18 protein-coding genes are annotated in these 16794 nt (G+C 62.3%); 10 read left to right on the top strand and 8 right to left on the bottom strand.

All coding sequences use genetic code 11. From position 1 onward, the window contains the following. The first annotated feature begins 85 nt into the window (after window positions 1–85). Genes ACSBLW_RS16035 through ACSBLW_RS16025 form a run of 3 tightly spaced genes read left to right on the top strand, consistent with a single transcriptional unit; the run spans window position 86 to window position 2507 of the window. Window positions 86–1288 (top strand): NAD(P)/FAD-dependent oxidoreductase, encoded by a 1203-nt coding sequence (locus tag ACSBLW_RS16035; RefSeq protein ID WP_435257602.1) that lies wholly within the window; start codon window positions 86–88, stop codon window positions 1286–1288. After that, window positions 1285–1860, top strand: a complete 576-nt coding sequence (gene rsmD, locus ACSBLW_RS16030) for a 16S rRNA (guanine(966)-N(2))-methyltransferase RsmD (RefSeq protein WP_435257601.1) — start codon at window positions 1285–1287, stop codon at window positions 1858–1860. Before ACSBLW_RS16035 ends, rsmD begins: the two co-directional genes overlap by 4 nt. Continuing rightward, window positions 1857–2507, top strand: a complete 651-nt coding sequence (locus ACSBLW_RS16025; protein ID WP_435257600.1) for an HAD family hydrolase — start codon at window positions 1857–1859, stop codon at window positions 2505–2507. The genes rsmD and ACSBLW_RS16025 overlap by 4 nt, the downstream gene beginning before the upstream one ends. Before the next feature lie 90 nt (window positions 2508–2597). Here the strand turns inward: ACSBLW_RS16025 and ACSBLW_RS16020 are convergent, their stop codons facing one another. After that, window positions 2598–5117, bottom strand: coding sequence for an ABC transporter permease (locus tag ACSBLW_RS16020; protein ID WP_435257599.1), 2520 nt, complete (start codon window positions 5115–5117; stop codon window positions 2598–2600). Continuing rightward, window positions 5114–5815: an ABC transporter ATP-binding protein gene (locus ACSBLW_RS16015; RefSeq protein WP_435257598.1), complete on the bottom strand. Its 702-nt coding sequence runs from the start codon at window positions 5813–5815 to the stop codon at window positions 5114–5116. The genes ACSBLW_RS16020 and ACSBLW_RS16015 overlap by 4 nt, the downstream gene beginning before the upstream one ends. Between ACSBLW_RS16015 and ACSBLW_RS16010 the strand changes: the two genes are divergently transcribed. Further along, window positions 5814–6494, top strand: coding sequence for an arylesterase (locus ACSBLW_RS16010; protein ID WP_435257597.1), 681 nt, complete (start codon window positions 5814–5816; stop codon window positions 6492–6494). The genes ACSBLW_RS16015 and ACSBLW_RS16010 overlap by 2 nt on opposite strands. On the opposite strand, the gene ACSBLW_RS16005 is transcribed toward ACSBLW_RS16010, so the two are convergent. Further along, on the bottom strand, window positions 6495–7121 hold the full coding sequence (locus ACSBLW_RS16005) for a YceI family protein (protein ID WP_435257596.1): 627 nt from the start codon (window positions 7119–7121) through the stop codon (window positions 6495–6497). It abuts the gene before it with no gap. 163 nt (window positions 7122–7284) lie between these two features. On the opposite strand from ACSBLW_RS16005, the gene ACSBLW_RS16000 reads away from it, so the two are divergent. Further along, window positions 7285–8712 (top strand): FAD-binding oxidoreductase, encoded by a 1428-nt coding sequence (locus tag ACSBLW_RS16000; protein ID WP_435257595.1) that lies wholly within the window; start codon window positions 7285–7287, stop codon window positions 8710–8712. Beyond that, the gene (locus tag ACSBLW_RS15995; protein ID WP_435257594.1) at window positions 8709–9920 is read left to right on the top strand and encodes a hypothetical protein; all 1212 of its coding nucleotides are present in this window, start codon (window positions 8709–8711) and stop codon (window positions 9918–9920) included. The genes ACSBLW_RS16000 and ACSBLW_RS15995 overlap by 4 nt, the downstream gene beginning before the upstream one ends. A gap of 87 nt (window positions 9921–10007) precedes the next feature. On the opposite strand, the gene ACSBLW_RS15990 is transcribed toward ACSBLW_RS15995, so the two are convergent. Both ACSBLW_RS15990 and hemC read right to left on the bottom strand, forming a co-directional pair. After that, on the bottom strand, window positions 10008–10760 hold the full coding sequence (locus tag ACSBLW_RS15990) for a hypothetical protein (RefSeq protein ID WP_435257593.1): 753 nt from the start codon (window positions 10758–10760) through the stop codon (window positions 10008–10010). Window positions 10761–10786: 26 nt separating this feature from the next. After that, window positions 10787–11731 carry a hydroxymethylbilane synthase gene (hemC, locus tag ACSBLW_RS15985; RefSeq protein WP_435257592.1) on the bottom strand — a complete coding sequence of 315 codons (945 nt, stop codon included), beginning with the start codon at window positions 11729–11731 and terminating at the stop codon, window positions 10787–10789. A gap of 91 nt (window positions 11732–11822) precedes the next feature. Here hemC and hemE point away from each other — a divergent pair, with 91 nt between their 5' ends. The 3 genes from hemE (at window position 11823) to ACSBLW_RS15970 (ending at window position 14165) form a co-directional block, all read left to right on the top strand. Then, entirely contained in the window at window positions 11823–12854 is a 1032-nt protein-coding gene (gene hemE / locus ACSBLW_RS15980; RefSeq protein WP_435257591.1) for a uroporphyrinogen decarboxylase, read from the top strand. Beyond that, window positions 12854–13753, top strand: a complete 900-nt coding sequence (locus ACSBLW_RS15975; RefSeq protein WP_435257590.1) for an EamA family transporter — start codon at window positions 12854–12856, stop codon at window positions 13751–13753. Before hemE ends, ACSBLW_RS15975 begins: the two co-directional genes overlap by 1 nt. A 94-nt stretch (window positions 13754–13847) precedes the next feature. After that, on the top strand, window positions 13848–14165 hold the full coding sequence (locus ACSBLW_RS15970; RefSeq protein ID WP_435257589.1) for a DUF1992 domain-containing protein: 318 nt from the start codon (window positions 13848–13850) through the stop codon (window positions 14163–14165). 10 nt (window positions 14166–14175) lie between these two features. On the opposite strand, the gene ACSBLW_RS15965 is transcribed toward ACSBLW_RS15970, so the two are convergent. Then, a complete protein-coding gene (locus tag ACSBLW_RS15965) occupies window positions 14176–14478 on the bottom strand; it encodes an SHOCT domain-containing protein (RefSeq protein ID WP_435257588.1) in 303 nt (100 codons plus the stop codon). 87 nt (window positions 14479–14565) lie between these two features. After that, window positions 14566–16038: a winged helix-turn-helix domain-containing protein gene (locus tag ACSBLW_RS15960; RefSeq protein ID WP_435257587.1), complete on the bottom strand. Its 1473-nt coding sequence runs from the start codon at window positions 16036–16038 to the stop codon at window positions 14566–14568. Window positions 16039–16199: 161 nt separating this feature from the next. On the opposite strand from ACSBLW_RS15960, the gene ACSBLW_RS15955 reads away from it, so the two are divergent. Continuing rightward, window positions 16200–16400: a hypothetical protein gene (locus tag ACSBLW_RS15955; RefSeq protein WP_435257586.1), complete on the top strand. Its 201-nt coding sequence runs from the start codon at window positions 16200–16202 to the stop codon at window positions 16398–16400. Between the two features lie 19 nt (window positions 16401–16419). Here ACSBLW_RS15955 and ACSBLW_RS15950 read toward each other — a convergent pair whose 3' ends face one another. After that, window positions 16420–16779 (bottom strand): hypothetical protein, encoded by a 360-nt coding sequence (locus ACSBLW_RS15950; RefSeq protein WP_435257585.1) that lies wholly within the window; start codon window positions 16777–16779, stop codon window positions 16420–16422. Window positions 16780–16794: the final 15 nt, after the last annotated feature.

Genomic DNA, 16794 nt, shown 5'->3' with positions numbered 1-16794 from the left:
CGTTTCCTTGGGTCATGGTTATAGGGTCCGGCGCGGCAGGGACCAGAGGCATTTGACTGGGCCCGCAAAGCAAAGGGAGAACGAGATGCAGGTGATCATCGTCGGAGCAGGCCAGGCAGGTGCAGCACTGGCCGCCAAGCTGCGCGCCCTTGGCCATCAGGGGCCGATCACCATGATCGGTGACGAACCCAGCCCCCCCTATCAGCGCCCGCCTTTGTCGAAGGCCTATCTGTTGGGCGAGATGGACGCTGAACGCCTCTGGCTGCGTGCCCCTGACTTCTGGGCAGATCAGAACATCACTCTGAAGCTGGGCACACCCGTCACCTCCTTGGACACAGTATCCCAAACCGTAACCGTCGGCGACGAAACACTGCCTTATGATGCGCTTGCCCTGACCACCGGCAGCACACCTCGCCGCCTGCCCGCTGCCATCGGGGGCCAGCTTCCCGGCGTCTATACCGTTCGCACCTTGGCCGATGTCGATGCCATGCGCGCCGAATTCACCGCTGGCCGTCGCGTGGTGATCGTGGGTGGCGGCTATATCGGGCTGGAAGCCGCCGCCGTCGGCGCCAAGCTGGGCCTCGACGTGACCGTGCTGGAAATGGCCCCACGCATCCTGCAACGCGTGGCCTCGCCAGAAACCTCAACCTATTTCCGCGACCTGCACGCCAGCCACGGCGTCAAGATCATGGAATCTACCGGCCTTGACCGCCTTCTGGGCGAGACCCGCGTCACCGGCGCCCGCCTGTCCGATGGCCGCGAAATCCCCGCCGATTTCATCATCGTCGGCGTGGGCATCACCCCGAACACGGGCATCGCCGAAGCCGCCGGCATCGCGCTTGATAACGGCATAGCCACCGACGCAAAGGGCCGCACCTCTGCTGCCAATGTCTGGTCCGCAGGCGATTGCGCCTCTTTCCCCTGGAAGGGCGGCCGCTTGCGCCTTGAAGCTGTCGGCAATGCCATTGATCAGGCCGAAGTGGTCGCCGAAAACATCATGGGTGCTGGCAAGGACTACATCGCCGCCCCGTGGTTCTGGTCCGACCAATATGACTGCAAATTGCAGATCGCAGGCCTGAACACCGGTTATGACCGTATCATCACCCGCAAGGGTGAGGGCGAGGCCGTGTCCTTCTGGTACTATCACGGCAACACCCTTCTTGCTCTGGACGCCATGAACGACGCCCGTGCCTATATGGTCGGCAAGCGCCTGATCGAAACCGGCAAGTCGCCCGATCCAACCGCTATCGCCGACCCGGCCACCAACCTCAAGGCGCTGTTGAAGTGAGGATCATCGGCGGCAGATCGCGCGGGCTTCACCTTGCCCCCGTGGGCGAAGGCGACGCCAAGGCGCATCTGCGCCCGACAACCGACCGCGTCCGCGAAGCGATCTTCAACCTTCTGCTGAACGGCGGCTACGGCAACCCGGTCGAAGGCGCCCGCGTCCTTGATCTCTTTGCCGGAACTGGCGCCTTGGGGCTCGAGGCGCTGTCGCGCGGCGCGGCCCGCGTGGCCTTCGTCGACGATGGCGCAACTTCCCGCGCCCTTCTGCGCCGCAATATCGAACTGATGCGGGCCATGGGCCAGACCGATGTCTGGCGCCGCGATGCCACCCGCATGGGGCCGAACCGCGGGGCGGGCTATGATCTGGTCTTCCTCGACCCGCCCTATGGCATGGGACTTGGCGAAAAGGCCCTCGCCTCGCTCGTCGAAGGCAACTGGCTAACCGCCGATGCCCTGATCGTCTTGGAAGAAGGCAACGCCCCCCTCGCCCCGGCTGGCTTCAACCAGCTCGACCAACGCAAATACGGCGATACTGTCGTCACCATCCTGACCCCGACCGGACCCAAAGACGCATGACACCCAAAGCCGTACTTTTCGATTGCGACGGCGTCGTCGTCGACAGCGAGGAAATGACCTTCGATCTTCTGGTCGAGGAATTCGCCGCCCATGGCCTGCCCCTCACCCGTGACGTAATCGCGCGCGACTACATCGGCGGCACCATGGCCGATGTCGCCCGCCGCGCCCGCGCCTCGGGCGCAACCCTGCCCGACACCTGGGTCGAAACCTTCTACCGCCGCCTCTATGCCCATCTCGCCGCAGGCACCCCGCTCGTCCCTGGCATTCTCGATCTGCTCGACCGCCTCGACGAGGCCAATATCCTCTATGCCATCGGCTCCAACGGCAGCGAGGAGAAAATGCAGGTCACCCTTGGCCAGCACCCCGGCCTGACCGAACGCTTCCGCGGCCACGTCTATTCCGGCCAATCCCTCGGCGCCCCGAAACCGGCGCCCGACCTCTATCTCCACGCGGCCCATCAACTCGGCCTCTCGCCCAAAGACTGTATCGTCGTCGAAGACAGCCCCACCGGCGCCCGCGCCGCCCGTGCTGCCGGTATGCGCTGCTTTGGCTATGCCGCCCAGACACCTTCGGACCGTCTGGCGAATGAAGGTGCAATCCCCTTCACCGACATGACTGACCTGCCCCGCCTGATCGGACTCGCCTAAGCCCTTTATCTTGGCGCAAATATCCCGGGGGTCAGCGTTTTGGCGGCAGCCAAAGGGCGACAGGGAGCAGAGCCCCCTGCCTTGCCGCTTCTATTCCGCTGAGCGCAGGATCTGCGAGGGCCGCGCCGACAATGGTCGCAGCGAGAAAACCAGCCCAGCCATAAGCGTGGCGAACAATCCCCCCAGAACGATGGCAATGGCCGAGATCGGTTCAAAGACATAGTCCACCTCCATCACGAAGGTCATCACGGCCCAACCCGCTATGCCCCCAGCAATGATCGCCACCACGCCAGCCGCCGCCCCCATCAGGGCAGAGCGCAGGGCAAAGCTCGCCAAGATCCGCCCCCGCGTCGCACCCAGAACTTTCAGAACCGAAGCCTCATAGACCCGCGCCCGCTCGCCTGCCGCCGCCGCACCGACCAAGACCACGACCCCGGTCAAAAGCGTTGCCGCCGCTGCCCAGGCCGTCGCGGTCGCAATCGCCGACAAGGCCTCAGCCACCCGGTCGATCGCATCCTTCACGCGGATCGCGGTGACATTCGGCATGGTCTTCGAAATATCGCGCAAGATCGCCGCCTCGGCCTCCGGCTCTGCATAGACAGTCGCAATATGGGTATGCGGCGCCCCCTGCAGGGCTGCGGGATTGAAGGTCATCACAAACCCCATCCCGGCGCTGGAGAAATCCACCTGGCGGAAACTGGTGATCGTCGCCGTAATATCGCGGCCCAGAATATTCACCGTGATCGTATCACCCAGCTTCAGGCCAATCTCCTCGGCCTCTTCTGCGGCAAAGCTGACCTGCGGCTCCCCGACATAATCGGCGGGCCACCACGTGCCAGCCGTCACGGTTGTCCTAGCATCCGGCTCCGCCGCATAGGTCACGCCACGGTCGCCGCGCACCACCCAATGTTCTCCGGCCACTTCACGGGCATTGCGGCCATTGATCTGGGTCACAACGCCGCGCAACATTGGCGCACTGTCCACCCGGCTGACGGCTGTATCTTCCCGCGTCCGGGCCAGAAAGGCGTCAATCTGATCGGGTTGAATATCGACAAAGAAGAACGATGGCGCCTTATCCGGCAAATCTGTCTGAATAGCAGCCCGAAGGTTGGCGTCGATCTGCCCAACTGCCGCCAGAACCGAAAGCCCAAGACCCAATGACAAGACAACCGAGGTCGCCTCGGCCCTTGGTCCACCAATTGCCGACAGCGCCAGCCGCAAACCAACGCGCCCACGGGCAAGGCGCATGCGCGCCAAACGCCCCGCCCCACGCCGCAAGGCCCAAGCCGCGGCCGCAAGAACCGCCAAAGCTGCGGCAACACCAACCGCAGAACCAAGCGCAAGGTCAGGCACGCCCGAGAACCACACGGTCGCGCCAATCAGCACCGCCAGCAGCACCGCAACCGCAATCGCCGCTGGCCAGCCGGCCCAGCCCTCTCGCCCTGCGCCGCGATACAGCACCGCCGCGCGCACCGACCGCGTCCGCGCCAAAGGCCAAAGCGTAAAAAGGAAGGCGACCAAAACCCCATAGAGCGCCGCCTCGATCAAGGGCAACGGATAGGGCGCAAAGACCACGGGCAAAGGCAGAACCGCCGAAATCACCGGTGCCAACAGCAAGGGTATCCCCGCCCCCAGAACCAGACCTATGACCACACCAATGCCCGCAAGAACCGCGATCTGCAGCAGGTAGATGCGAAAAATCGTTCCACCCTCGGCACCCAGTGTCTTCAGGGTCGCAATCGTAGCCACCTTGCCATCCAGATAGGCCCGCACAGCCGCCGAAACACCGACCCCGCCAACGGCTAGGCCTGCCAGCCCGACAAGGATCAGGAAAGACCCCATCCGATCGACAAACCGCTCGACGCCCGGCGTGGCGCGGCGGCTGTCTTGCCAGCGCATTCCCTTATCGGTGAACCGCTCCTCGGCCGCGGCCGCGACCTGCGCCAGATCGCTGCCGACCGGCAGCAGCAGCCGATACTCAGTTTCATATAAAGACCCCGGCCCAACCAACCCCGATTGCGCCAGATCCTTGGTCAAAACCATGCTGCGCGGGCCTAGGGTAAAGCCCTGCGTCGCGCTATCGGGCTCCCGGACCAGAACCGCTGCCAGACGGAACTCTTGCAGGCCCAGTCGGAAACTGTCGCCAAGCGACAAACCAAGCCGATCCACCAACACGCGGTCCAACACGGCCCCCGGCACCCCACCGACGGGTGCGAAAGCCTCGGCCAGCGTCATCGCCGGTTCCAACTCGACCTTGCCCAGCAACGGATAAGCCGCATCCACTGCCTTCACCTGCGTGAGCGCCGTGTCATCACCCACAACGGCCATTGACCGGAAGTCAACGACCTCTGAAACCGCCGTGGCAATCTGGTCCATATAGGCCCGCTCAGTCTCATCAGCGAAGCGATAGGTGAATTCCATCTGCGCGTCCCCGCCCAGAAGAATGGCCCCCTGATCCTTCAGGCCCGCCTCGATGGCAGCACGCACCATGCCCACCGCGGCAATTGCCATGACACCAAGCGCCAGACAGGCCAAAAAGATGCGAAAGCCCTTCAGGCCGCCCCGCAATTCGCGGCGGGCCAGCCGCCATGCCAAAGACAGATCGCTCATTCCGCAGCCGCCTTCTTGGCCCGGTCTTCGCCCACAATCCGACCATCCGCCAGCCGCACCACGCGGTCACAACGCTCGGCCAGTTCCGGCGCATGCGTGACCAGAACCAAGGTAGCGCCATGCTGATCCCGCAGGCCAAACAGCAAGTCCATGATCGCCTGCCCGTTCACGCCGTCCAGATTGCCCGTGGGTTCGTCGGCCAACAGGATCGCAGGTCGCGGCGCGGCGGCGCGCGCCAAGGCCACACGCTGCTGTTCCCCGCCAGATAGTTGCGTCGGGTAATGGTTCATCCGCGATCCAAGGCCCACTGCGGTTAATTCCGCTTCGGCCCGCGCGAAAGCATCGGCAACACCCGCCAATTCCAAGGGCACCGCCACGTTTTCCAAGGCAGTCATTGTCGGGATCAGGTGGAAAGACTGAAACACAACCCCCATATTCCCTCTACGAAAGCGGGCAAGCTGGTCCTCGTCCATCGCCGTCATGTCTTGGCCCAGTGCCGTGACTGATCCGCCGGTAGCCCGTTCCAGCCCGCCCATCAACATCAGGAGCGACGACTTGCCCGAACCCGAAGGACCGATCAGCCCCAGCGTTTCCCCGCGCTTCACGTCAAGGTCGATGCCTTTCAGGATCTCGACCGGGCCGGCATTCCCTGCCAAGGTCAATTTCGCCCCTGTCAAAGCCAGAACTGTCTGATCCATGAACCTGTCCCTTTTCCTGTCTACCTTCGGATATGGCGCAATGCGCCTTGCCCGCAACCTTGTCTTCACGCTGGCGTTACCAGTTTCCGGCGCTTTTGCGGAACCGGTGCGTGTTTTGGCGCTTGGGGACAGCCTGACAGCCGGTTACGGGCTGATGGATCAAGAGGGTCTGGTCCCGCAACTGAACGCATGGATGGCCGAAAACGGGGCCGAGATCACCGTGATGAATGCGGGTGTGTCGGGCGATACGTCGACCGGGGGCCTGTCGCGGCTTGGCTGGGCACTGGACGGCTCGATTCAGGCGATGATGGTCATCCTTGGCGGCAACGACCTGTTGCGCGGCATCCCGCCAGAAGCCACGCGTGCCGCCATTGAAGGCATCCTGAAAGAGGCGCAGGCCCGCAATCTCCCCGTGCTTCTGGTTGGCATGAAGGCACCGGGCAATTTCGGGCCAGAGTACAAGGACAGTTTTGACCGCCTTTACCCGGACCTCGCCGCCAAATATGGCGCTCTGCACATCGACAGCTATTTCGGCCTTCTGGTGCCCGATGCGAATGATCCGGCTCAGCTTCAACCCTATATGCAGCCCGATGGCATTCACCCCAATGCCGAAGGGGTGAAAGTCATCGTCGGTAATCTGGCCCCAAAAATCGTGGAACTTGCGGCACAGGTCAGGTAATCACTCGGGCCGCGCCTTGGTGAATTCGGCCTCCAAAATCACTTCGACGCGGTCGCTGACCCCCATTGTGCTGCCCGGCGCAGGCACACCAAAGCCAACCCCAAAGTCCGATCGGTTGAATTCCCCCACCGCCGAAAAGCCGATCCGTGCGCCCACATCCAAGGGCATATCCGCCCAACCGCCGTTATAGCTGACCTTCAGCACAATCGGCTTTGTCACCCCATGCAGCGTCAGATCGCCGGTTACATCGGCAGTCTTTTCCCCGGTCAGCACCACCCCGGTTGAGACAAAGGTGATCTCGGGAAACTGCGCCGCATCCAGAAACTCCGCCCCCGTGATAACCCCGTTGAAATCCAGACTTGGGTCCGGATAATGCGTCTCCAGCGAACCGGCCTTGACCACGGCGCTGACCTTCATGGCCTCCGGCGCATCAGGATCAAAGGCCAGATCCCCGGCAACATCGGTGAACAACGCGGTGTAATTCGAAAAGCCCAAATGGCTGACCCGGAACAGCAAGCGCGTATGTCCGAGATCAAGTTTGTAAGCCCCCGCAACCGGCGGCTCCAACTCTTGTGCACTGACAAAAGTCGCAACCGAAAGGCACAACACAACAGAAGCGGAACGCAACAGACCCAAAACCATATTTCACCCAATAGTTAGAACACTTGCTAACTATTACCGCCATCGACGCGCCCGTCAAGCCGCCCTGAAATCGCTGTATCCATCACATTCTTTCCCTTGCGGCAAAACGCCAAAGGGTCCACTCCTTTCGCAGACCGAGGAATTGCCGATGACCCTGATTGCCGACCTGACCAACGTTGTTGGTGCCGCCCATGTTCTGACCGGAACCGACACCGATCGCCATTCCCATGACTGGACCGGCAAATACACCGCCAAACCGCTGGCCGTCGTGCGCCCCGCCAATACCGAGGAGGTCGCAGCCTGCGTTCGCCTTGCCGCACAGCATGGCACAGCCATCATCCCGATCTCTGGCAACACTGGCCTGACAGGCGGGACCTTCACCGAAGGCGGGCTGATGATCAGCCTTGAGCGGATGAACCGCATCCGCAAGATCAACCCAATGGCCCGCACCGCGCAGGTCGAGGCCGGCGTGATCCTCTCCAGTCTGCATGACGCGGCCGAAGCCGAGGGCCTGTATTTCCCGCTTTGGTTCGGCGCACGCGGTTCGGCCATGATTGGCGGGGTTCTCTCCACCAATGCCGGCGGCTCCAACGTCCTTCGCTACGGCTCCACCCGGGCGCTTTGCCTTGGGCTGGAAGTCGTCCTTGCCGATGGCCGGGTGCTGAACCTGATGTCCGAGCTTCACAAGGACAACTCGGGTTATGACCTGAAAGACCTGTTCATCGGCGCCGAAGGCACCTTGGGCATCATCACCGCCGCTGTGATGAAGCTGGTTCCTGCCCCCCGCGCCTATGCCACGGCCACCTTGGCCGTCCGCAGCCTGCCCGACGCTCTGACCCTTCTGAACCGTCTGCAAGAGGCGACTGGCGGTCTGGTCGAGGCTTTTGAGTTCATGCCCGACACCTTCATGCAGCGCCTGCAACAGGTCCGGCCCGACCTTGGCCTGCCCTTTGACCACATCCCCGCCATCACCATCCTGACCGAGCTTGGCGCCACGGCGCCCGGCCTGACCACGGTTCAACCCGATGGCACCGTGCCTCTGACCGATCTCTTGGAATCCACCCTTGCCGATCTCATGGAACAGGGCCTGATCACCGATGCCGTGTTGGCCCATAACCACAGCCAACGCCGCGCCATGTGGGCGCGCCGCGAAAGTGCTGCCGAAATTACCTTTGCTGTGAAACCCTTCGTCGATACCGATATCGCGGTGCCGCTGGACCGGGCCGAGGATTTCCTGACCCGCTTCCACTCCCGCCTGCCAGCAATCGACCCGGGCGCCACAACGCTGATCGTGGCCCATCTGGGCGATGGCAACCTCCATGTCACCATCTTCCCCACACCAGAAAAATACTCGGCCACCCATTACGACAAGATCGTTGAGCTGGTCGAAGATGTGGTCGCCGAGTTGAACGGCAGCTTTTCCGCTGAACATGGCGTCGGCCTGTCGAAAAAGCCCTCGATGGCGCGGCGCAAATCCCCCATCGCAATGGATGTGATGCGGTCGATCAAGTCGGCGCTTGATCCGCAAAACCTGATGAACCCCGGCAAAGTCGTTCCCGAAAGCCTCAAACCATGACAGCCCTCAAGCTTGTGCTTGCAACCCCGGTCTTTCGCATGTTGGCCGGGATCATCGGCCTGATGGGGGTCTTCAATGCTTCGATCTTCCCCTATCAATCGCTGATCGGGATCGAGCGCATCGGGCTTTCCCACAATGCCTTTGCCGCCGTCATGGTGCTGGCCTCGGCCATCGGTGTCACCACCGCCGTCTATGTCGGCATCCTGACCGACCAAAAGGCCAACCGCCGCCAGATTGCCCTGATCACCGCCTGCTTTGGCTTTGCGGGCGTCGCGCTCATGCTGATCTGGCCCAGCCCTCTGACCTTCATCATCGCCAATGGCCTCTTGATGCCCGTCGCTGGCTCGCTCTTCGGCCAAGCCTTCGCGCTGAATCGCCTTGCCTCATTCGCGCACCCAACTCAACGCGAAGGTATTCAGGCCACGGTGCGGTCGTCCATGTCGGTCACTTTTCTGGCCATGCTCATTTTCTGGACCTTCGCCTTTGCCGCCGGAACTGACGTGATGGCCATCTACATCACTGGCGGGCTCGCCAGCCTTGGCCTTGTCGTCCTGATCCTGACCTCTTGGCCGCGCGACGGCCAAACCACATGGGCCGACAAACCCTCGGGCCTCAAACTCTCCAAGGCCCTCGCGCAACTGGCCCGCCCCACCGTTTCGCTGCGCCTTCTCTGTCTCGGCGCGGTGATCTCGTCAGGCGTCCTTTACATGGTCGTCATCTCGCTCGTGTTCGAAGAAGCGTCCGGTCGCAGCACAGCCGATGTCGCGCTGTATGTTGGTCTCGTTGCCGGTTGGGAAGTGCCTTTCATGCTGCTCTTGCCACGTTACCTTGGCCACCTGCCCCGCGCTCGGCTCATCGTGATCGGCACCGCAATCTATATCTGCCACCTTGTCTTCATGCCCTATCTCGCCCCAACCCCGGCGATCTGGGCCATGACCTTTGTCGCGGGCTTTGGCGGCACCGCCATGCTGATCCTGCCAATTTCCTATTACCAAGACCTCTTGGCCAGCCAACCCGGCACCGCCGCCGCCCTGATGGCCTTGCAAAAGCTGGTAGGCGACATCTTCGCTGCCCTCGCCTTCACCATTGGCACAGCGTTCGGCGGCTATTGGCTGGTGGTGCTGATTGGTGGCGGCTTTGCCCTGACCGGGGCGCTTGCGCTGTGGTGGCTGGACTACCGCCGCCCGTTTGCCATCGCCACCGCCTAAAGCGTTTCGCGTTTTTGTTGATTACTCAAGTATCGGAACTCGAACGAAATTGGTTCGAATTCAGAGTCAACTTAAACGCAAAACGCTCTAAGCGTGATCCGCCAGGTAATCCAGTGTCCAAAGCGCTGCTTGCACCTCGCGCCATTCGGGGCGCAGGCGCAGAGCAAGCCGCAAAACCGGGCGCAGCGGGTTCAACATTCGAACCCATTTGCCAATCGCCGACCACGGCCCCGCAGGGGCCTCCGCCCGATAGGCCTGCATCGCAACATCCAAAAGCGCGGCCTCATTATCATCGGCATCCCGCCGTGAAAACCAGCCCTGAATGAAGATCACCAGATCCAGCGCCTGCGTCCGCACCCGCCTGCGACGCAGTTCGAACCGCTCTAGGTCAATCATCGTGACCCGCGACCCATCCCAGCAGAAATCCCGCAACACCGGGCGGCCATGCACATAACCCTCGCGATGCAGCCGCGCCAGAACCCGACCAACTTCGGCAAAGGCCACGCGGGCATCGTCATCCCCGATCCGCTTTTTCAAAAGCAGATTGTGCAGATTGCCCCCCGCATCGGCCATCACCAGATGCTCTGGCCCCTCCTGCAAGATCACCGGAACCGGCTGGCCAATCGCCTCCAGCCCCCGGATCGCCACGCGCTCAGCCTGAAACGCTGCAACAGGATTGCCCTTTTGAAGCCGACCCAGCCAAGACAGCCGTTCAACCCGCTTAATCCACAAGGTCCGCCCGCCATAGCCAATGACCTTCTGCACCCGCTTGCGGTTCGCACGCAGGGCTTCGGCCACCAACGCGGCCTCGTGGTCATTCAAGGGGGCAGGATCAACCATTGCGCCGATTTATGGCAAAGCAGGGACTAGCGCCAGTCAAAGAAGCCCTTGGGCGCGCGGGCCAACAACTCGTCGGCCAAGGCCTCACCCAAAGCCGGGGCTTCGTCAATCAAGCCGGTCTTTTCTCCGGTAATCGATTCCGACCCGTCCGGGCGCAAGATTTCGCCGCGCAGCCGGATCGTTCCGCCCGTGATTTCGGCAAGCCCCGCAATCGGCGTCTCGCAAGACCCGTCCAGCCGCTTCAGGAACGCCCGCTCGGCCCCCAGCCGCAACCCGGTGTCGCGGTCGTGGATCGCGGCCAGCATCGCCGCCACACGGTCATCCGAAATCCGCCGCTCTACGCCAATCGCGCCTTGCGCCACAGCGGGCAGCATCTCTTCCGGCGCGATGGCCGAGCGCGCCACATGCGCCATGCCCAACCGGTTCAAGCCCGCCATGGCAAGGAACGTCGCCACCGCCACGCCGTCTTCCAACTTCTTCATCCGGGTCTGCACATTGCCCCGGAACTCGACCAGCCGCAGGTCGGGCCGCCGCAGCCGCAACTGCGCCCGCCGCCGCAAACTGGAAGACCCGACAACGGACCCTTCCGGCAAATCCGCCAGCCGCGCCACATTGGGCGACACAAAGGCATCGCGCACATCTTCGCGTGGCAAATAGCAATCCAGGATCAGCCCCTCGGGCTGGACCGTCGGCATGTCCTTCATGGAATGCACGGCAATATCAATGCCGCCATCCAGCAGGGCCTCTTCAATCTCTCGCGTGAACAGGCCCTTGCCGCCGATCTCTTTCAGCGCCTTGTCTAGGATCTGGTCACCCGTAACCTTGATCACCACGATCTCGAACGCGGCTTCCGGCAGGTCAAAGGCCACCATCAGGCTGCGCCGCACCTCATGCGCCTGCCACAAGGCCAGCGGAGAACCACGGGTGCCAATCTTCAGCGGAGCGTCGGGCGAGGGAAGCTGCTTCATCATGTCCCAAGCCATACAGCCACCCCAAAGGGGTGACAACACTTGACATTGCCGCCCCCACAGCCGACCCATGCGACACAAAGGAGCATGCCCAATGACCCAGAAAACCATCCTGCGCGCCTTGGCGGGCGAAACCCTTCCAACTCCGCCGATCTGGATGATGCGTCAGGCTGGCCGCTACCTGCCCGAATACCGCGCCACCCGCGCGCAGGCGGGCGATTTCCTCTCGCTTTGCTACAATCCCGAACTTGCGGCCGAGGTCACGCTTCAACCGATCCGCCGCTATGGTTTTGACGCGGCAATCCTTTTTGCCGACATCCTGCTTTTGCCGCAGGCTTTGGGTCCGAAACTGTGGTTCGAAACGGGCGAAGGCCCGCGGATGGAAACCACCACCACCGCCGAACAGGTCAAGGCGCTAAAGCCCAGCTCGGCCATCCACGACACGCTGTCGCCCATCTATGAAACCGTCCGCATCCTGTCGCGCGAACTGCCCAAGGAAACCACGCTCATCGGCTTTGCCGGGGCACCTTGGACCGTCGCCACCTATATGGTCGCGGGTCGCGGCACGCCGGACCAAGCCCCGGCACACAAGTTCAAAGACACCGACCGCGCCGCCTTTTCGGCCCTGATCGACCGCATCAGCGAAGCCACTGTCGAATACCTTTCCGAACAGGTCAAAGCCGGGGCCGAGGTGGTCAAGCTTTTCGATTCATGGGCAGGCTCGCTGAAAGGTCAGGATTTTGAAGATTTCGCGGTGAAACCCGCCGCCCGCATCATCGCCGAACTAAAGTCCCGTCATCCGGGTCTGCCGATCATCGCCTTCCCGCGTGAGGCCGGAAACGGCTATATCGGCTTTGCCAAGAAAACTGGCGCCGATTGCGTGGCGATCGACAATTCCGTCACCCCCGAATGGGCGGCGGAAAACGTGCAGAAAGACGGCTGCGTGCAGGGCAACCTGTCGCCCACCCATATGGTGACCGGCGGCCAAGACCTGATCGACGCCACCCGTCGCGTGGTCAATGCCTTCCGGGGCGGCCCGCATATCTTCAACCTCGGTCACGGCATCACCCCCGATGCCGACCCCGAGAACGTCAAGCTGATGATCGACACCGTTCGAGGCGCCTGATGTCGCTCTGGATCTGGGCCGCCATCGCAGGTGCAGCGGCCCAGACCGGACGCAACGCCGCCCAGCGCGGCCTGACCGCACAAATCGGAACGCTTGGCGCGACGAATGTCCGCTTTCTGTTTGGCCTGCCTTTTGCTGTGGCGTTCCTGCTCGCAGCCGCGGTCTGGCTGAACACGCCCATCCCCCGCCCCACGCTCCCGGTAATTCTCTACACCGCCATCGGCGCCTTGGCCCAAATAGGCGGCACGGCGCTGATGCTGCTGGTCATGCGCAGCCAAGGCTTTGGCATCACCACCGCTTGGCTCAAAAGCGAACCCGTATTGGTGGCCTTTGTCGGCTGGGCATTGCTGGGCGACCCGCTGACCCTGCCAATGCTGGCGGCCATCGCCATTGCCATCACAGGCGTCCTGATTACCACGCTGAAACCGGGGGTTGGGACAGACATCCTGCGCGAAACCCGCCCAGCCCTTCTTGGACTTCTGGCAGGCTTTCTCTTCGGCCTTGCGGCCATCGGCTTTCGCGGCGGCATCACCGCCCTGCCCGAAGGCGGCTTCCTGATCCGAGCCCTGACCACCCTGACCCTCGCCCTCGCGATCCAGTCCTTGGCCCTCGGCCTTTGGCTTGTCTTCCGCGACCGCCCCGGACTGACCGGCAGCTTTCAGCACTGGCGCCCCTCGCTCGCCGCCGGCTTCCTAGGCGCCTTGGCCTCGGCCTTCTGGTTCATCGCCTTCGCGCTGACCTCGGCCGCCAATGTCCGCACCCTCGCCTTGGTCGAGGTGCCGATGGCGCTGATCGTCGCCCGCATCGCCTTTGGCCAAGCCACAACCCGCCGCGAGAACCTTGGCATCGCCATTCTCTTGGCCGGTGTCGCCCTTTTGCTGCTGGCCGAAGCCGCCTGATCGCTCGTCTCTGCCATCTCGACCCGCAGGCAAACCCGTGCGACACTCGCGCCATTGGTCCAATCGCATTGGGACAAGCGTTGAGGCAACCGCGATGAAACTATCCAATCTCGCCGAACACCAAATCCGCAAGGCGCAGGCCGAAGGCCAGTTCGACAATCTGAAAGGCGCAGGCAAGCCGCTCTCCGATCAGCCCGATGGCAGCGCCGATGCCATCGGCTTCCGCATCATGGCCGAGGCAGGCGCCCTGCCCCGAGAGATCGAATTGCGAAAGGCAATCGAAGACCTGACCAAATCTTTGCCGACCCTGACAGACCCGGCAGACCGCGCTGCCGCCTTGAAAACGCTGGCCGATCTGCAATTGCGGCTGGACATCGAACAAGAAGCCCGACGCCGGTTTCAAGGCGACTAGAACCGCAGACCTAGCTGTTCAACAGCTTCTTGCGTGCGGCGTAATCCTCGGCGTCGATCTCACCGCGGGCAAAACGCAGGTCAAGTTCGGCCTTCGCCCCTGAACCCTTATGCCCGCCATCGCCCCCGCTTGTCTGGCGCACGAACCAGACAACCCCGGCCACGACCAAGCCCAGAACCAACAGCCACAGAACCGGCCCGAACATCATGCCAACGCCATAGCCCCCATCCCAGCCAGACATATGCCCGCCATAGGACTGGGCAGCAGCAACAGACGGGCTCGCAAACAGGGCAAACACAGACAGATTACGCATCATCCTATCCTCCAACTGGTTTCTGGAGCCATCCTGCCACCGGAAAAGACACGCCGCCTTGATCTACAGCAATCCGGGCAACGAAACTTAAACCGCCAGCCCTGCCAGACGAAAACTCTCTAACCAATGATCCCGATCCTCGGCCAAGGCGCACATCTTCGCCTCGCTTTGCGCGCAAAGAACCGGATCGTATCGGTCCGGCAAGTTTCGCAGCAGCGCCCGCGCCTCATCCGGCCTCCCCAACCGCGCCAGATTGGCCGCTTTCAGCACCGGAATGTATTGCGGCGGCCGCGCAATCGCATCCAACACCTTCTGGCTGCCCACATAATCCTTCAACATGTGCAAGACCTCGGCCAAACCCGAGGGTATGCCCGGCGTCAGCCTCGGCTCTAGCGCCACAGCCCGGGCAAGACAGGCTGCACCTTCGTCCTTCCGGCCAGAAAAGGCCGTCACCATCCCCTTCAGAAACAGGCTTTCGCTGTCGATCGCACTTTCCCGCTCGGCCATCTCGCCAAATCGCAACGCCGTTTCTGGCTCTCCCGACATCAGATAACCGATTGCGGCCCGTTGCAGGATGAAGGGATCAGACGGGTCCAAGGCGATGGCCTGTTCCAACTCGGCAACCGCCAGATCATCCAACTTGCGGCTTGGCAGATCAAACCACTGACCATAGCGTTCAAAGGCATAAAAGTGGCCCACATAGGCATGGGCGCGGCCATAATCCGGGTCCAGCTCGACAGCCTTTTTCGCACAGGCCAGCGCCTGAAGCGGCTCCCAATTCCGCCAATGCGACCGCGCCTGCAGGAAATTGACATAGGCCGTGCTGGATGTCGTCGGATCGCGCCTGCGCTGCTTTTCCGCCGCCTCATCCAAGTTGAAGGCCAAACGGGCAATCACCGCGCCAACGATCTCATCCTGCATGGCAAACATATCGCCCATGGCGCGGGTAAATTTCTCACCCCATGCCAGTTCACCACTTTCCGCATCGACAAGCTGCACCACCACGCGCAGCGATGCTTCATCGCAACGAATGCTGCCACGGATCAGAAAATCAACGCTCAGCGTCTTGGCGATCTCTTGGTCCGGCCCTGCTGCTTCGCCAAAATGCGAACTCAACCCATTTCCGATCACGCGCAGATGCCGATAACGGGCCAGTTCAACGATCAGATCCTCAACAAGCCCACCCGCCAAAAGCCGTTCATTCGATTGCTCGGTCAGGGTCGCAAAGGGCAGCACGGCAATCGAGGTCTTGAACGGATTGCGCGCCAAACGGTCAGGCACCGCGCCCGAGAGGTCTTCACGCGGCTCTGGCCCCACATATTTATACCCCCTGCCGTGAGCGGTCTGGATCAGGTTTTCGCCCAGCACCTTTCGCAGGGCCGACACATGCACATGCAGGGTGTTTTCCTCGACCGCCACGCCGGGCCAGACCGCATCCATCAGATCAGACTTCGACACGGTGATCCCCGGCTTCGCCAACAGGGCCAAAAGCACATCACAGGCCCGATCCCCCAGATCCACAGCGTCGGACGGGCCGCGAAGCTGCCTTTCCTTCCGCATCAATAGAAATGGGCCAAAGCGGATGTCCATAAGCCAAACTATAGTCTTGGCGTCAGCCTTGCTGCAAATCTGAATCCTGTTTCAGAAAACTTCAGAACTCAGCAGATCAGCCACAAGGACTTGCCCCTTCGCGCCATGAGACCGTGGCGCAGGAGGTTCCCATGTCAGATCACATTCAAACCCTTGAGCTTCCGTTTTCCCGCCGCATCGTTCAGGTGGCGCGGTCAGCCCTTCTCGCGGCGCTTCGCCTGCTAAGGGCACTGGGATGGGGGTTGGCACAAGTCGCGCTGGCCATCGGCGATGCGACGCGCCAGACCTATATTGACCCTTACCAACCGCCGAAAAACCGCCACCGGCCCTAAGGCCGTCGGGACGTGGCGATCACCCGTGAAACCGCGGTCCCATCATCTCTTTCAAAGCCGCAATCGCGTCTTCTGCATCTTCGCAATCCGACCCGATCCGCACTTCGATCAGCGCCGCCCAACCGATCTTGGCCAAGGCTTTCGGGGCGATCTGGATGTCTAGGCCCTTGGCGGTCCGGGTCACACTTTCAACCGCGTCCTCGGCCCCCATCGACTCGTCACCAACCTCGAACCAGACTGGCCCGCCGGTCAGTTCTTGGCGAAACAGGACATAGGGTTCGTCCTCATCTTCGCCTTCGGCAAAGCCGATGAACAAAAAGCCGTCCTCGTCATCCTCGACCACGCTGCCATAGGCCGCTTTCACCACGATCTCGGCCATCTCAGCCCTGCCTTT

Source organism: Thioclava sp. FR2, from assembly GCF_051200875.1.
GTDB lineage: Bacteria > Pseudomonadota > Alphaproteobacteria > Rhodobacterales > Rhodobacteraceae > Pseudotabrizicola.
The sequence above is the reverse complement of the archived record's forward strand: the minus strand, read 5'-3'. Positions and strand labels throughout refer to the sequence as shown.

What these genes read in the sequence shown, in the direction of transcription:
- ACSBLW_RS15995 (WP_435257594.1), top strand. Translation starts at nt 8,709, where the DNA reads ATGACAGCCCTCAAGCTTGTGCTTGCAACCCCGGTCTTTCGCATGTTG.
- ACSBLW_RS15955 (WP_435257586.1), top strand. Translation starts at nt 16,200, where the DNA reads ATGTCAGATCACATTCAAACCCTTGAGCTTCCGTTTTCCCGCCGCATC.
- ACSBLW_RS15970 (WP_435257589.1), top strand. Translation starts at nt 13,848, where the DNA reads ATGAAACTATCCAATCTCGCCGAACACCAAATCCGCAAGGCGCAGGCC.
- ACSBLW_RS15975 (WP_435257590.1), top strand. Translation starts at nt 12,854, where the DNA reads ATGTCGCTCTGGATCTGGGCCGCCATCGCAGGTGCAGCGGCCCAGACC.
- ACSBLW_RS15950 (WP_435257585.1), bottom strand. Translation starts at nt 16,779, where the DNA reads ATGGCCGAGATCGTGGTGAAAGCGGCCTATGGCAGCGTGGTCGAGGAT.
- ACSBLW_RS16015 (WP_435257598.1), bottom strand. Translation starts at nt 5,815, where the DNA reads ATGGATCAGACAGTTCTGGCTTTGACAGGGGCGAAATTGACCTTGGCA.
- ACSBLW_RS16000 (WP_435257595.1), top strand. Translation starts at nt 7,285, where the DNA reads ATGACCCTGATTGCCGACCTGACCAACGTTGTTGGTGCCGCCCATGTT.
- ACSBLW_RS15990 (WP_435257593.1), bottom strand. Translation starts at nt 10,760, where the DNA reads ATGGTTGATCCTGCCCCCTTGAATGACCACGAGGCCGCGTTGGTGGCC.
- ACSBLW_RS15960 (WP_435257587.1), bottom strand. Translation starts at nt 16,038, where the DNA reads ATGCGGAAGGAAAGGCAGCTTCGCGGCCCGTCCGACGCTGTGGATCTG.
- ACSBLW_RS16025 (WP_435257600.1), top strand. Translation starts at nt 1,857, where the DNA reads ATGACACCCAAAGCCGTACTTTTCGATTGCGACGGCGTCGTCGTCGAC.
- ACSBLW_RS16020 (WP_435257599.1), bottom strand. Translation starts at nt 5,117, where the DNA reads ATGAGCGATCTGTCTTTGGCATGGCGGCTGGCCCGCCGCGAATTGCGG.
- ACSBLW_RS15965 (WP_435257588.1), bottom strand. Translation starts at nt 14,478, where the DNA reads ATGCGTAATCTGTCTGTGTTTGCCCTGTTTGCGAGCCCGTCTGTTGCT.
- ACSBLW_RS16010 (WP_435257597.1), top strand. Translation starts at nt 5,814, where the DNA reads ATGAACCTGTCCCTTTTCCTGTCTACCTTCGGATATGGCGCAATGCGC.
- ACSBLW_RS16035 (WP_435257602.1), top strand. Translation starts at nt 86, where the DNA reads ATGCAGGTGATCATCGTCGGAGCAGGCCAGGCAGGTGCAGCACTGGCC.
- hemE (WP_435257591.1), top strand. Translation starts at nt 11,823, where the DNA reads ATGACCCAGAAAACCATCCTGCGCGCCTTGGCGGGCGAAACCCTTCCA.
- hemC (WP_435257592.1), bottom strand. Translation starts at nt 11,731, where the DNA reads ATGATGAAGCAGCTTCCCTCGCCCGACGCTCCGCTGAAGATTGGCACC.